The sequence below is a fragment of the Crossiella sp. NPDC003009 genome (assembly GCF_053591555.1).
Genome location: NZ_JBSFUA010000030.1, coordinates 18579 through 31591, shown reverse-complemented (window position 1 = coordinate 31591; position 13013 = coordinate 18579). Strand labels below are relative to the sequence as shown.

The following is a 13013-nucleotide window of genomic DNA, read 5'->3' as shown; positions in this document are numbered from 1 at the left end:
CTAGTCCAGCACCGGCCCGGGAACCCCGGCTGGCAAGGTGATCCGCAACCGCCGCCCCGGTGCGTCCAGCTCCCGGGGATCCAGCACCGGGTTGGCGTCGGCGATCCGCCACCACAGCCCGGCGTCCCCGAACTGCCGGTCCGCGATCAGGTCCACCCGCTCCCCCTCCCGCACCACGTGCGCACCGAGCTCGGCGAACTCCGCTGGATCCGGCAACAACCGCCGGGGCAGAAAAGGAACCCGCCGCCCATCCCCGGTCACCAGCTCCGCGGCCGGAATCCCGTGGTACCGACTGGTCCGCGGATAAGCCGTCGGATCAGGCAGAAACTCCAGCGGATCAGCCATCCTCGTCCCCTCCCTAGATGCTGGGTAACCCCAGCTGCGCCAACCGCCCAACCCCACTGCCGGCCACCAACCGCTCCTTCTGCGCCAGATGCGCCAGATAAAGCTCCGCCCCCCGATGCCCCGCGGGCAGATCGTTGACCGACAACACCCGCAACCCCAGACTCACCGCCGCCCTGATCGGATTCAGCTCAGGATCAAAGGCCTCCTCGGTGACCGCGAGCTCGGTGATCCGCACCGGCATCACCCGCCTGGTGCCCCACACGAACAACGTCAGCGGGGTTTCCATGGGCGTGATCTCCAACGTGCCGGCGGCCGCCAGTCGCTGGTTGGCGCGGAGCTGGGCGCTGGTGGGGTGCACCAGCATTTCCAGCACCGCCAGCTGCGGGTGGATGCCGAACGGCGCGGGCACGTCGAGCTGATCGGTGGCGTCGATCTCCGCGGTGAACTTCCACGTCTCGATCGCGGGGCCCTTGAGCCGCAGGGCCTCGGTGCGGTCGCCTTGTTCGGCGCCGGAGGCTTGGGGGGCGAGCGTGCGTTCGAGGGTGTCGGGGTTGAACTGCATGACGATGACGCGTTGCGGGGTGCCGCGTTCCGGGTCGACGATCACGATGCCGGAGCGGATGGGTTTGGGGATGTCGAGATATCGGGTCATGTGTTGGGATCCCCCACCTCGTCGAAGGCTCTGAGCACCAGCCGGGCCTCGTCCACCACCCTGGTGTCCGAGTCGCTCTCGGCCACGAAGACAAGTGCGTCCCGCAGTTCCGGCCATTCCGTGTACGCCATGGTTCGCACCGCGGCCGCGCGGATCATGGGATTGGGATGTGCGAGCGACTCGCTCAGCACGGCGAAATAGTCCTCGGAATATCCGGTCGGCGCGCCCAGTCCGAGCTGGAACACGGCGGTCACCAGCTCCATCGGGGGCAGGTCTTTCCGCACCTCGTCGACAAGCTCCGTCATGGTCCAGACATCGAGGAGCGTGCGTACGAGGTTGAACAACTCGTCGAACCGCGTCCGGTCGGTTCCCCGCAGGAAGCAGCACCGCACGCCGGAGGACAGATCCTCGACGTAGCAGAACTCGGTTTCCCCGCCGACCGTCCAGCCCAGCTCAAAGCTGCGGTCCTCGTCATACCTGGTTCGCGTCAACGGCCAGCCCAGTTCCTCGATCTTGCGCAGCACGGCCTGGCGACCGTCACGGAGCACTAGTCGCCTGGTGCGGTACGTCTGGGCTGAACTCACCGGAAAACCTCTTCGCGGTCAACGAAATCGGACATCGGCAGGATAGGGACCCCTCGTTCAAACGCCGTACGTGGACATCACCAACTTCTCGATCTTCTCGAAAACCTCTCGCTTCACCTGATCCGGATCAGTGCCCTCCAGGTAGCTGAAGTCGTAGTCGCGCAACCATGCCTGCACATACGCGAGCTCCCGGCTCGCCAGCCCTTCAGCGCCCACGACCATTTCGCGCTTCCCATCCGGACCTTTTCCAGCCCTGCCTTTCGCCTTTCGCATACCGCCCTTGATCGCGAATCGCTCAGCGCTGGCCCGGCTGTTGACCTGTCTGAGCAACCGCTTCCGCTCGTTCGCGTCGATATCGGTCCGTTCCCTGATCTGCTTGCGCGCCTGCGTGGCCCGGTCGTTCACCGACGCGACCTGTTGGTCCACCTCGGCGCCTTCGACCCAGCTGCGTTTGCCGGGGGCGGCGGCCTGCGCTCCCCTGGCCGCCATCGGGAAGTCCTCGATTGCCTGCATGATCTGCAGCGCGTCGCTGCGCTGGGAGGCCGAGGAGATCCGCAGCGCCAGCATCGCGGCGTAGACCCGCGCGGTCCGGTCCCGCCGGCCCTCGATGTAGGAGGTGAGCGTGATCAGGAACCGCGCCTTCATGATCTGCTGCACGGGAGCAGCGGGATTGACCGCCTTGCCCGCGAACAGGTTCAGGTAGTCCTGGCCCAGCTTCAGCAGTTCGCCGAACTTGCGCTCGTCCTCGGCGATCTCGGCATAGGTCAGGTCGTGCCCCTTCGCCATGCCTGCCGGCCTGCGGTGACCGATCCGGTTAGCCCCACCCTGCTCGTGGAACAACGTGTCACCGGCGCTGGTGTCACCCCATTTCAGCGACCACTTGCCGGGGACGGTGACCTCCTTCGCCGGTTCGGTCTCGGTCGCCGCCCGCGTCTGCCTGCTCGGCTTGGGCAAGCCGCCGGTTCGCTCCAATCCCTCCAAGTGCTCGAAGACTTGTCCCGCGCCGACGCTCGACCCAGCCGACACGGACTCGATCTCACCCGGAACGCTCTCGCTCGACTTGTTCTGGATGTCCCCGGGCTGTGCGCGCAACCGGGCGTTCTCCGCGAGCTTGCCGCTCAACGCCTCGATGAAGGCCAGCACCTCGCGCGGCTCGATCTCCACGTTGAGGCCGGGCACGACGACCTTGGGCGGGCTGGCCCACGCCTTCACCTGGAACTTCCGCGAGCCCTCCGCCGCGACCCTGGACAGCCGGTACCACAGGCGCATCGCCGCGAGCACCGCGCGCAGGACCGACGGGCGCACACCGCGGCGCAGCAGCGCGGTGACGCGAGGTCGCATCCGCTCGACCGCCTTGGCCAGCCGGTCTTCGTGGTGCTTGCCGCGCTCGGCTTCCTGGCGGCGGCGACGCGCGGCCGCACGACGGCGCTGGCGCTCGCGCCAACGGTCGCGCAGCCGGTTGAAGCGGTCGCGGATCCGGCGGGCGCTGTTGGCCAGCGCCTTGCCGAGCTTGCTGTTGCGCAGCCGCGTGCCCAGCGCCTTGGCCGCGTTGCGCACCCGGGTCAGCCCGGTGCGGACCGCCCCCTTCGCTCTATCCATTATGGACGGTCGCCGGGCAGGCGCAGCCGGACGCCGGGCCGCCGGACGCCGGGCCGCACCAGGCCGACCCCTGGCACCAGCCACCGCCCCACCTGGCCGCCGCCGACCCACCGGAGCCGCTGACCGCCGAGGTGGCCGCAGCGCCTGGCTCGCGGACCGGAGGCCGCGCCGGGCCGAGTTCACCGCGTTGCCCGCGGCCCGGCGGGTGCCGCGAGCCGCCCGCCCCAGCCCCTTGTCGATCCGGGCCGCGATTCCCTTGAGCGTGTTGCCGACCCCCTTCGCCGCGCCCTTGAGCTTGGTCATCAGGAAGTTGGTGATGAACTCCAGCAGCGCGACCACGCCCGCGGCCACCGCCTTGGCGAACAGCGCGGCGGCCGGGCCCGCGCGGACCGCCTTGAGGAAGGCGACGAAAGCGCCGATGGCGGCCAGGATCTTGCTGATGGTGCCCCAGGCGGCCATCAGGCCCTGGACGACGGCGAGCACCGCGCCGGCGGCGGGGATGATCAGGGAGACCAGGCGTTCGACGACGACCTGGACGATGATCACGGGCAGGGCGGCGATGATGCCGTCCCAGGCCATTTTGGCGATCTTGCCCGTGGACAGGCAGCCGCGGATGAGGATGTCCATGACGGCTTTGCCCAGGCCGAGGACTTCTTCGACCTTGCCGTTGAACCATTCCTTGACGCCGGTCTGGATGGCGCCCCACAGGTGGTTCTGCACGCCGTCCTTGGCGCTGCCGCCGAGTTTGCCGAGCCAGGTGCCGACGCCGTCGGCGGCGATGTCGGCGATGATCGCGGCGAACTCGCCGAGCATCTGGATGGCGGCCTTGGCGAACTCGATGGCGGCGTTGACCGCGCCGCGGACCGCCTCGACCGCGGCCTTCAGCCCGGCCTCCAGCAGGCGGAGCAGGCCGGTAAGGGCCTTGGCCAGCAGATCGAGCAGGGCTTTGACGCCCGCCTTCAGGGTTTCGGCGAGGGCGTTGACCGCGGCGATGGCGGCGTCGCGGAGGTCCTCGATGCCCTTGCGGATGCGCGCGGCCAGCTCGGGGAAGAACACCGCGAGCACGTCGCACAGCGCGATCAGCACGTCGGCCAGCACGTTGATCAGGCTCACGATCGCGTCCCTGACCAGGTCGATCGCCTTCATCACCAGGTCGGTGAAGGTGCGCACGATGCCGTTGATCGCCTGGATCGCGGCGTTGAAGAAGCCGGTGACCGCGTCGAGCAGGTCGTTGAAGAAGGAGGTGACCTTCGAGGCGAGCCAGCTGAAGAAGCCGCCGCCCTCGGCCTCCTTCTCCTTGCGCCGCTTCTCCTCCTCGGCCTTGCGCTCGGCCTCCTGCCGCTCGCGCTGGATCCGCTGGTTCTCCTCGGTTTCCTTGCGCGCGTTGGCCTCGTCGGTCTCGGTCTTCTTCTTGACCACCTCGCCGTTGGCCTTGGTGTGCTCCTTGCTCGCCTGCTCGTTGTTCTCCTCGATCTTCTGGTCCTGCTCGGCCCGCCACTCCTCCCGTTTGGCCGCGGCGTCGGTGGCGACCTTGCCGCGTTCGGCGGCCTGCGCCTCGGAGTTCTCCGCGACCGTGCGAGTCACCTCGGACTCGTGCCTGGCGTTCTCCCGCGCCGCCGACTGCTCGTGGTTCTGCCGCTCGGCGCCCAGCTGACCCTGTCCCTGGGACACCGCGGCCCGCACCTGGGGCCCGCGTTCCTGTTGCGCCACCACGGCGACGCCCTTGTCCGCCGGAGCCCCGCCCGCGCCACCGGCGGCCTGCCCGCCTGCGGGCGCGGGCACCTCGGCGGCCAGGGTCTCCCCGGGCACGTCCGGGAAGACCTGGTCCTCGCCAAGGGGTTTGGCCGACTCCGCGCGCCCGGTGCTGTGCAGCTGCTGGGACTGCTCGGCCAGCTGGGTCTTCTGCTGGTCGGTGCGCGCCGGATCGGCCTGCCCGGTCAGCTCGACCTTCGGCGGCGGCGCGACCGTGGTGTTCATCGCCGGGTCGGTGGTCGGCACATTGCGCACCGCCTGCTGCACGTTCTGCACGTCTCCCGGCGTCACCTTGCCCTGGGTGTCACCAGCCAGGTGCGGGCGCGGCACCGGCTGCTGCTCGCTGCGCACCTGCTCCGCCCTGGCCTGCTGCTGCCGATCCGCCTCCGCCGCCCGCACCCGCTCCAGCTCCGCCCGCTCCGCCTCCGCAGGCGGCGCGACCTGCGGCGGCCCGCTCAGCGTCCGCGGCGCCCCCACCGGCCGCTCCATGCTGGGCGGCGCGGCCTGGAGCGCGGACTGCTGCTCGCCGACACTGCGGGTGACCGAGGAGTCCACTTGGGACAGTGCGGGTTGCATCCGGTCGATCGGCAGGGCGCCGACCGAGGCGAGCGCGGCTTCCGGGGGCTGGGCGGAGACGTCGGGGGCGGCGGGTTCCGGTTCGGCTGGGGCTGGGGCCGGGGCCGCGCCGCCGCCCCCGCCGGTGGGAGCGGATTCGGGGGCGGCGGCTGTGGTGGTGGCCTCGGGGGCTCCGGCGCAGGCTCCGCCACCGGGTTCGAGGGAGGCTTCGGGGGCGGTGCCGACGGGAGCAGGGCCGCCCGGGGACGGGTCGGCGGGGTCGGGAGCGGTGGTCGGGGTGGTGGGCGCGAGGACGGGGGCGGGGCCAGGACCAGCGGGCGCAAAGGCGGAGGCGGGGGAAGCGGAGGCGGTGGAGGCGGTGGAGGCGGGGCCAGGTCCGGCGGCGGGGCCAAGCGTGGCGGCGGGGCCAGGCGTGGCAGTTACCGGGGCTGGGGCGGCGGGCTCCGCGGCAGCGGGCACCGGACCGGCGGGCACCGGACCGGCGGGCACCGGACCGGCGGGCACCGGACCGGCGGGGTCCGGAGTGGCGGGGTCCGGAGTGGCGGGCTCCGGAGTGGCGGGCTCCGGAGCGGAGGTCGTCGGGGCTGTGGAGTCAGGCGAGCGGGTCTCGGCGGGGGGCTGAGGGGCGGAGGGCTCAGCGACGGATGCTGCGGCGGGCGTTCCCGGGTGGGCGGGCTCCGGCGCGGGTTCTGTCGCCGCGGGCATCGCCGGGGCGGTCGGCTGCTCGGGCTCTGGATCGTCCACTTCGGACGGTTCCGGGGTCTGTTCGGCCTTGGTCGGCGGCGGTGCGGGGAAGCTCGGAGCCGGTGGCGTCCCGCTCGCGGGCAGCGTCAACCGATCCGCCGTCGGCACCCCGGAGACATCCAGGTCAGCCGCCGGCAGGTGGTCCTCCGGCTTCAGCTCGGGCTCGGCTGGCTCCGGGGGCGGCTCGGGGTCCGGAGTGTCCACTTCGGACTCGGCGTCCGGTTCGAGGCCGAGGGGTTTTTCCTGTTCCGGGGGCTCTTCGCGGTCGAGCGGGCCGTGGCGGGCCAGGGGGCTGTCGGGGCCGGTCACGGCGGCTTCGACGCGTTCCGGCTCGGCCGAGGGTTGCTGGGGCTCGGCTCGGGGCGCGGTGGGGGCCGGGGTGGCGCCTGCCGGGGGCGCGGAGGCGGCGGGAGCGGCGGGGAGCTGGGCCGCGGGCTGGGGGACGGCTTCCTGCGCCGGGGCGGGCTGTTCGGCTGGGGGCATCTCCTCCTTCGCGGTGTCTTCCTGCTCGGCGTCCTCCTTCTTCTCCTCCTCGGGCTTGGGCTCCTCGGGACGCGGCTCCGGCTCCGGCTCGGGTTCCGGCTCCGGCTCGGGTTCCGGCTCCGGCTCGGATTCCGGCTCCGGCTCGGATTCCGGCTCCGGCTCCGGCTCCGGCTGCGGTTCCACTTCCGGCTCGGGTTCCGGTTGCGGCTCTGGGGTTTCCACCACGGGCTCGGGAACGGCACCGGTCTCGACCTCCGGAGCGGCCGCTGACTGGTCGACCTCCGCCAGCAGCTCCAGCACCCGCCGGTACTCCGGGGACGGCAACCGGTTCTCCAGCCGCGCCAGCACCGTCTCCCGCAGCTCCGGCGTGAACCGGCCCAGCTGCGCGCGCACCCGCCCCGCCGCGTCCGTCGGGTCCCCGCGCAGGCTCCGCAGCACCGCCGCCACCAGGCGGTCCACCAGCGTCGCCGGGTCCAGCTGTTCGGTGCGCAGCTGGTCGGCGGTGACCGTGGCATACCGCATCCAGCCCGCTGCCCTGGACTTCTCCCTGACCTCGCCGGGCGCCTCCGCCAGGGACTCGGCCTCGCGTTCGGCCGGTTGGTCCGGGGTGCTGACCGCGCCGGGGTCGCGGCCCGCCGCCAGGTCGCCGAGGGGGTGCGGGGTCTGGATGGTGTGCAGGAGCTCGTGGGTGAGCAGGTGCCTGCCCTCGACGGTTTCCGGGCGGTAGCGGCCTTTGGCGAAGAAGATGTCCTGGCCGACCGTCACCGCCTCGGCCCCGACCAGCTCGGCGACCGTGGCGGCGTCGGTGTCGGTGTGCACCCGGACGCGGCTGAAGTCGTGGCCGAGGCGGGACTCCAGCTCGCGGCGCAGGGCCGGGTCGACCGGGTGGCCTGGTGCGGCGAGCACCTCGCGGAGCTCGCGGGGCACGCGGGCGGCGGTGGCCTCCGGCTTTGTGCGCTCCGGCTGCTTGGGCCTGCGGTCCAGTGACCTGGTCATGGGGCCGCCCCGGTCAGTCCACTGTGGACTGCCCTGGCCAGCGCCTGACCGAGCCCGCGGGCGGACCTGGTGGGCGGCAGCGGCGGCACCCCGCCCACCAGGTCGATCTCCCGGCCGGTGAACCGGACGGGATGTTCGGTGAGCAGCCTGGTCAGCTCGCGCTGGAAGGACTCGGCCACCCGCTCGGTGTCCACCCGGCCGAAGCCGGTGAAGGACAGCTCGCCGATCTCGATGTTCACACCCATCCGGCCACCTCCGGCGGGGTGAGCGCGCGCTCCAGCTTCAGGTACTCGGTGCGCGCGGCGGCCAGCAGGTGCCGCATGCCCAGCGCCGCGCCCTCCTCGGCGGCCAGGAAGGCCGCGGACAGCGCGACGTTGCGGATGCTGCCGCCCGCCACCGTCAACTGGGCCAGCCGGGCCACGTCCAGGCCGTCGGTCGGGGTGGCGGCCGGGATGACCCGGCGCCAGATCTCGGCGCGTTCGGCCGGGCCGGGGAACGGGAAGTCGACCACGAACCGGATGCGCCGCAGGAAGGCCGAGTCCAGGGCCTTCTTCATGTTGGTGGTCAGGATGGCCAGGCCGCGGTAGGACTCCATCCGCATCAGCAGGTAGCTGACCTCGATGTTGGCGTAGCGGTCGTGGCTGTCCTTGATCTCGCTGCGCTTGCCGAAGAGCGCGTCCGCCTCGTCGAAGAGCAGCAGCGCGCCGCCGCGCTCGGCCGCGTCGAACACCCGGCGCAGGTTCTTCTCGGTCTCGCCGATGTACTTGCTGACCACCTGGGACAGGTCCACCACGAACAGGTCCAGGCCCAACTGACCAGCCAGCACCTCGGCGGCCAGAGTTTTCCCGGTGCCGCTGCCCCCGGCGAAGAGCGCGGTGACGCCCAGCCCCCGGCGCAGCACCCGTTCGAAACCCCAGTCCTGGTGCACCACCGCGCGCTGCCGGACGTGCGCGATGATCTCGGTGAGGATGGTGCGCTGTGCCCTCGGCAGCACCAGGTCCGTCCACCCGGCGCGCGGCATGACCCGTCGCCCCAGCTCCTCCAGCGCCATCCTGGCCTGGTCCAGACCGGCCTGCCAGGCCAGCTCCGCCGGGTCCCCGCCCTCGCCGGCGCCCCGGCGCACCGACTCACCGGCGGCCCTGATCACGTGGCCGGGCAAGGAGAACTGGGCGGTCAGCCGGCGCAGGTCGGTGTCGGACATGGCCGCGCCGGAGCCGTTGAGCGCACCCGCCCACAGCTCCCGCTGCTCGCCCTCAGTCGGCGCGGGCACCGTGATCCGGGCCCGGATCGCGCTGTCACCGGAGACCGGGTCGGTGCTGGAGACCACCACCGGCGCGCCGAGTCCGCTGGCGAACCGCGCCACCGCCGCCCGCCGGCTCGGGCTCGGCTCGGCGACCTCCAGCAGCAGCGCGGCCGGCAGCAGCAACGCCTCCCGCTCCCACAGCCGACCCAGCAGCTCCCGCTCGGCCGGGTCGGCAGGCAGGTCCTCCGCGCGCAGCACGTGCAGCGACAGCCCGCCCTGTTCGGCGGCGGCCGCGGCGACCTCCCAGCGGGTGCGCTCATCCGCGCCGACCAGCTCCGCCTGCGGCCGGCCGCCTGGCTCGTGCCAGTGCGCGAGCAGTTCCCGCGCCGCCTGCCACTGCGAGTCCGGCAGCTCGGCCTCCGCGCCGACCCGGTGCAGCAGGCCGTGCAGCCGACTGTCCACATAGGGCAGTCCGACCAGGAAGTGCAGCACCCGCTCGCTGATCCGCAGCCGCGCGGTGGTCAGCGAGCCCGGGTCCAGTTCCAGGAGCAGCCAGCGGCGCAGCGGCGCGACCGGCGGCAGCGCGCTCCAGTGCGGTTCGGCCAGCGCGGCCAGGGCCAGGGAGAAGGTCGGGTAGCCGCGTTCCGGATCACCGGCCGCGGCGGCGCAGCGGGCCGCGGTGCTGGGGTCCAGTTCCATCGCCGCGCACAGCAGCAGCACGTCCCGCTCGAAGCCGGACAGGCCGAAGCACACGCACAAGGCGTCCAGCGCGGTCAGTTCCCCCGGCGCGGCAACGGGTTCGACTGCCGGGCCGAGACCGGCGGCGTGCGCGTCCAGGCGCGCGAGCACCCGGCGCACCGCCGTGACCACCGCGTCCTGATGCACCCGCCGACCCCCTCTCCTCAGCCGGTGATCTCCACGCTCGGTCCGGTGAACGCGCCGTCGGCGAACTCCAGCGGGCTCTGCGCGCCGTCCACCTGCACCCGCACCAGGTAGCGGCCCGGCACCACGTCGTTGATCGGCACGGTGAACTCGTGCCCCGGCGCACTGCCGCTGAACAGCGGGAACGGCGCGGTGAACTGGTAGCCGCCCGCGCCGCTGCCGTCCAGCAGCAGCACCGCGCGCTGCTCCGGCCGCACCGGCAGGTCCACCCGGACCCGCACCCCGCCCGGTTGCCGTTGCGCGCGCACCACCTTCGGCCTGCGCACGTACGGCGTGGCGTTGGACTCCAGCAGCGGCCTCGGCTCGCTGGCCGGGTCGAGCTGGACCGGGTAGCGCAGCTGCACGGTGTGCACGCCGGGCGGCAGGTTCGCCGGCTGGCCCAGCACCACCTGGGCCTCGGCGATCCGGCGCACCGGCGCGGGCAGCCCGCCGACCAGCGCCACCGGGCCGGGGCGGCCCAGGTTGAGCCCGGTCAGCACCAGGTCCCGGTCACCGGTGATCGGCGCGGTGTCCGGCTGGGTGCCCGGCGCGGCGCCCGCAGGCAGCGAGAGCACCTGCTCGACCACCGGCCGCACGAACGGCTCGACCTGGATGTGCCTGCGCAGCACCGGTTTACCGGCCTGCGGGAGGCTGCGCCCGTCCACCAGCACCACCGAGGCCAGGTAGTACAGCGAGAGCGCGTACGGGGTCTGGAACAGCATCGACCACAACTTCGACTTCTCGTCCAGGTCCAGCTGGGCCGGGGTGAAGCGCACCTTGTGCGGCGCGGCGGCCAGGTCGCTGCCCGCCAGGTACGGGTGGAACAGCGCGGCGTCCTCGATGTCCTTGCGGGACAGGATCGGGCCCTCGTGCAGCGCGCGCACCACGCTGCCCAGCAGCCGCTGCGGCAGCGAGCTGGCCTCCTCGCCGTGGAAGCTGACCAGGTAGTGCAGGTCGAGCGCGGCCTGTGGCCTGCGCAGCACCGCGCCGTCCGGGCCCCTGGTGGGCGCGTCCGCGTTGCGCAGCGAGCCGTTCGGCGTGACCTGGTACAGGAACACCGAGATCAGCGGGTCCGACGGCGGCTCGGTCGGTGGCTTCTGCGGATGCACGTTGACCGCGACGTCGATGTCCAGCGAGCGGGCCAGGTAGGCGCACAGCGCGTGCGTGACGTGCGCGACGGCGAGCGTGTTGCTCATCGGTCACCGCCGAGGTACTCGGCCAGGCCGACCGCCGGTTCCGCCCGCCGGGGCTGTTCCCGTTGCCGCGCGGGGGTTTCCGGCAGCACGGCGGTGACCTCGACCCGGCCGATGGTGACCGTCACCGACGGCGCGGCCGGTTCCGGCGCGCGCCCCCGGCGGGAGGTCACCGCGGCCCGGAGCCGGGGTCCGGGCCGCGGTGGGGCTGCGGGGCCGGCCGACGCGGCTGGGGATTCCACATCGGCCGGCCCGTGGAGTGGAGCGGCGGTAACCGGGATCCGCCGCTCCGTGATGGTCTTCTCGTGGACAGAACGGATCTCGTGGCGCACCGGTTCAACCACGGTGCGCACCGGCGGCAGCGCCGGCGTCGGCACCGGCCCGGCCCCGGCGGACGCGGTCGCCGACGGGCCTGCCGTCGGCGAGTGCGCCGGAACCGGTTCCGCCGAGACAGCGGCGGCCGGTGGTGGGACGGCGCTCGGCGCTGCCGCCGGGCTCCCCGGGCCTACGACGCCCGGGGTGGCGGCCCGCGGCGGCTCGGCGGAGCCGGGTTCCGCCGCCGCGGGTTCGCCGCGTTCGAACAGCTGGGCCAGCCGGGGTCGCACCGGCGTGGCGTCGGTGGGCAGGCCCGCCCCGGGCAGGCAGCGGGCGAGCAGGCGGTCGAGGAAGTCGGGCTCACTCATGTCCCACCAGCTCCAGGTAGTGGCGGCGGCGGGCCGGGCTCAGCGCGAGCACCTCCGGTTCGGTCCAGCCGTAGGCGCCGGCCAGCGCGTGCACCTCCAGGAGCAGGCCGCGGGCCCAGGAGTCCAGCTCGGCCCACAGGTAGCCGGCGATGTCCAGCAGCGCCCTGGCCCGGCCGCCGCAGGCCACGCACGGCACGTCCAGCAGCACCTCGGCGGCCGGGTCCAGCTCGGCGGCGGCCGAGGCCACCGCGGCCAGCACCGGCGGCGGCAGCTCCTCCGCGCCGACCGGTTTCCCGTTGTGGGTGGCGGTCAGCACGATCCGGCGCAGCAGCTCGCCGCGCGCGTTCCGGCCTGCCTGTCCCGCGGCCAGCACGTCGGCGGGCGTGGGTGGCCGCAACCGCACCCGGTAGCCGCCGTGTTCGACCCAGACCGGTCCGTCGGCCGGGTCGATGGCCAGCACCGCGCCCGCGGCGAAGTCGAACTCGAGCTCCTCGGCGCAGTCCGGGCAGGACAGCCGCCCGGTGAGCCGGTCGCCGAAGAGCTCGCGGCGCAGGCCGAACAGCTCCCGGTCCCGCTGCCCGACCGGCACGCCGAGCAGCTGCGCCGCACCGGCAGCCGGGCGGACCAGCCGGTGCAGCAGCAGCGCCCGCTGGGTGTGCCCGGACGGCAGTCCGTGCTCCCAGGCCGCCAGCAGCTCGCTCGCCGATGTCATCGGATCAGGCCGGGTTGCTGAGCGAGGGTTCCTCAGGCTCGGCGACCTCGTAGTCCCGTTCCCAGCCCTCGCACTCCAGCTTCAGGCTCTGGATGGCAACCGCGTTGGCGTTCGCGTCCAGCTCGCCCAGCACCTGGTACTCACTCGGCCAAGCCCGGTAGACCTTGTACGCCAAGGCCACCTGACCTGCCTCGTTGAGCACCTGGATGACGATGTCCTTGCGGAAGTCGCGCAGCGAGACCTCCGCGCCTCTGCCCTGGCCGACCAGCCAGACCTTGTTCGCCCAGCGGTCGAAGTCCGGGTCGTGGGTGACCCCGCGCTCCAGGGTGATCGCCTCGAACTCGGTGCGGCCCGCGGACTTGCGCGGTGAGCTGGCGTCGCCGCCGCTGCGGTGCTTGACCACCTCGGTGGTGCGCTTGAGGGGGCTGATCTTGGACACGCCTGCCACTACGCGGCCGTCGCAGACCACCAGGAACTTGAAGTTCTTGTACGGGTCGAACCGCTGTGGGTTGACGGTGAACTCGGCCATC

Annotated in this window: 10 protein-coding genes; all 10 read right to left on the bottom strand. The window is 72.9% G+C overall.

All coding sequences use genetic code 11. The features are described from left to right. A complete protein-coding gene (locus ACWDY5_RS26910) occupies window positions 1-345 on the bottom strand; it encodes a LysM domain-containing protein (RefSeq protein ID WP_449724948.1) in 345 nt (114 codons plus the stop codon). A gap of 13 nt (window positions 346-358) precedes the next feature. Then, window positions 359-952 (bottom strand): hypothetical protein, encoded by a 594-nt coding sequence (locus ACWDY5_RS26905; RefSeq protein WP_449724947.1) that lies wholly within the window; start codon window positions 950-952, stop codon window positions 359-361. 41 nt (window positions 953-993) lie between these two features. After that, window positions 994-1521: a HEAT repeat domain-containing protein gene (locus tag ACWDY5_RS26900; RefSeq protein WP_449724946.1), complete on the bottom strand. Its 528-nt coding sequence runs from the start codon at window positions 1519-1521 to the stop codon at window positions 994-996. 117 nt (window positions 1522-1638) lie between these two features. After that, window positions 1639-7731 carry an eCIS core domain-containing protein gene (locus tag ACWDY5_RS26895; RefSeq protein WP_449724945.1) on the bottom strand — a complete coding sequence of 2031 codons (6093 nt, stop codon included), beginning with the start codon at window positions 7729-7731 and terminating at the stop codon, window positions 1639-1641. After that, window positions 7728-7976: a hypothetical protein gene (locus ACWDY5_RS26890; RefSeq protein WP_449724944.1), complete on the bottom strand. Its 249-nt coding sequence runs from the start codon at window positions 7974-7976 to the stop codon at window positions 7728-7730. Before ACWDY5_RS26890 ends, ACWDY5_RS26895 begins: the two co-directional genes overlap by 4 nt. Then, window positions 7967-9859: an ATP-binding protein gene (locus tag ACWDY5_RS26885; protein ID WP_449724943.1), complete on the bottom strand. Its 1893-nt coding sequence runs from the start codon at window positions 9857-9859 to the stop codon at window positions 7967-7969. The genes ACWDY5_RS26890 and ACWDY5_RS26885 overlap by 10 nt, the downstream gene beginning before the upstream one ends. Window positions 9860-9876: 17 nt before the next feature. Continuing rightward, window positions 9877-11091: a DUF4255 domain-containing protein gene (locus ACWDY5_RS26880; protein WP_449724942.1), complete on the bottom strand. Its 1215-nt coding sequence runs from the start codon at window positions 11089-11091 to the stop codon at window positions 9877-9879. Continuing rightward, entirely contained in the window at window positions 11088-11771 is a 684-nt protein-coding gene (locus ACWDY5_RS26875; RefSeq protein ID WP_449724941.1) for a hypothetical protein, read from the bottom strand. The genes ACWDY5_RS26880 and ACWDY5_RS26875 overlap by 4 nt, the downstream gene beginning before the upstream one ends. Beyond that, a complete protein-coding gene (locus tag ACWDY5_RS26870) occupies window positions 11764-12483 on the bottom strand; it encodes a hypothetical protein (RefSeq protein ID WP_449724940.1) in 720 nt (239 codons plus the stop codon). The genes ACWDY5_RS26875 and ACWDY5_RS26870 overlap by 8 nt, the downstream gene beginning before the upstream one ends. 4 nt (window positions 12484-12487) lie before the next feature. After that, on the bottom strand, window positions 12488-13012 hold the full coding sequence (locus tag ACWDY5_RS26865) for a phage tail protein (RefSeq protein ID WP_252486519.1): 525 nt from the start codon (window positions 13010-13012) through the stop codon (window positions 12488-12490). Window position 13013: the final 1 nt, after the last annotated feature.

Excerpts from the sequence above, each read along its gene's own strand:
- ACWDY5_RS26910 (WP_449724948.1), bottom strand. The coding sequence starts at position 345 with ATGGCTGATCCGCTGGAGTTTCTGCCTGATCCGACGGCTTATCCGCGG.
- ACWDY5_RS26895 (WP_449724945.1), bottom strand. The coding sequence starts at position 7,731 with ATGACCAGGTCACTGGACCGCAGGCCCAAGCAGCCGGAGCGCACAAAG.
- ACWDY5_RS26890 (WP_449724944.1), bottom strand. The coding sequence starts at position 7,976 with ATGGGTGTGAACATCGAGATCGGCGAGCTGTCCTTCACCGGCTTCGGC.
- ACWDY5_RS26880 (WP_449724942.1), bottom strand. The coding sequence starts at position 11,091 with ATGAGCAACACGCTCGCCGTCGCGCACGTCACGCACGCGCTGTGCGCC.
- ACWDY5_RS26875 (WP_449724941.1), bottom strand. The coding sequence starts at position 11,771 with ATGAGTGAGCCCGACTTCCTCGACCGCCTGCTCGCCCGCTGCCTGCCC.
- ACWDY5_RS26870 (WP_449724940.1), bottom strand. The coding sequence starts at position 12,483 with ATGACATCGGCGAGCGAGCTGCTGGCGGCCTGGGAGCACGGACTGCCG.
- ACWDY5_RS26865 (WP_252486519.1), bottom strand. The coding sequence starts at position 13,012 with ATGGCCGAGTTCACCGTCAACCCACAGCGGTTCGACCCGTACAAGAAC.